Origin of the sequence: Romboutsia sp. 13368 (genome assembly GCF_018336475.1) — a bacterium.
In the GTDB taxonomy this organism is placed as follows: Bacteria; Bacillota; Clostridia; order Peptostreptococcales; family Peptostreptococcaceae; genus Romboutsia.
In genome coordinates this window covers 790,380-791,285 of the sequence record NZ_CP048741.1, presented here as the reverse complement: position 1 = coordinate 791,285, position 906 = coordinate 790,380, and the positions used below count along the sequence as shown (strand labels likewise).

At 30.3% G+C, this 906-nt stretch carries 1 protein-coding gene; it reads right to left on the bottom strand.

The features are described from left to right. Window positions 1–167 precede the first annotated feature (167 nt). Window positions 168–884 carry a [FeFe] hydrogenase H-cluster radical SAM maturase HydE gene (hydE, locus tag G3997_RS03205; RefSeq protein ID WP_442971230.1) on the bottom strand — a complete coding sequence of 239 codons (717 nt, stop codon included), beginning with the start codon at window positions 882–884 and terminating at the stop codon, window positions 168–170. Window positions 885–906 lie beyond the last annotated feature (22 nt).

The window sequence follows — 906 nt, the reverse complement described above, 5'->3', positions numbered from 1 at the left end:
GTATAAATGCTTTATTATTATATAAAGAATACTTCTTTCTAACACTCATTGGTGATAGATTTGGCATTATAACATTTGCTCCTGCTCTTAATCCTTCATTTCTTCCGTTAGAATCTATACTTGCAAGCGCTGTTGTTGCAGGTAGTAATACTTTTGGAAGTAATAATCTAGTTATAGCAAGTAAAATAACAGTTTTTTCTGTTGTACCAGCGCTGNNAATYTCTTAGTGGTGTATCTTTATGAGGTATAAAAGGACCTATTCCACACATTGCTGGCTCTAATTCTTTAACATATCTTAAATCATCTACTAAATTTTCATTAGTTTGATTTGGTAACTCTACCATAAATCCAGCGCCTGCTTGGAATCCTATTTCTTTTAAATCTCTTAGACATCTTCTTCTTTCTTCAAAGCTTTCAGTATTATGAATAGATTCATATAAGCTCTTTGTAGCACTTTCATGTCTTAATAAAAATCTATCTGCACCTGCTTGATATAGTTTTTGATAAGATTCATAACTTCTCTCACCAATAGATAGTGTTAATGCATTATTTGGAAACTCTTCTTTTATAGCCTTTATAATTTCAACCATTTTCTCATCAGTATAAAATGCATCTTCTCCACCTTGCAGGACAATAGTCTTATATCCTAATTCATCTCCACGCCTTGCACATTCTAATATGTCTTCTTTATCTAATCTATATCTCTCTGCATTTTTATTACTTCTTCTAAGACCACAATATAARCARTCTTTTTTACAGTAACTGCTTATTTCTATAAGACCTCTTATATAAACAGATTTYCCAAARTACTTAAGTCTTGTTTCATAAGCCTTTTCTATAAGAAATTTCTTACTATCTTCATCTATATTATCTAATAAATACAATAACTCTTCTTTTGTTGCATCA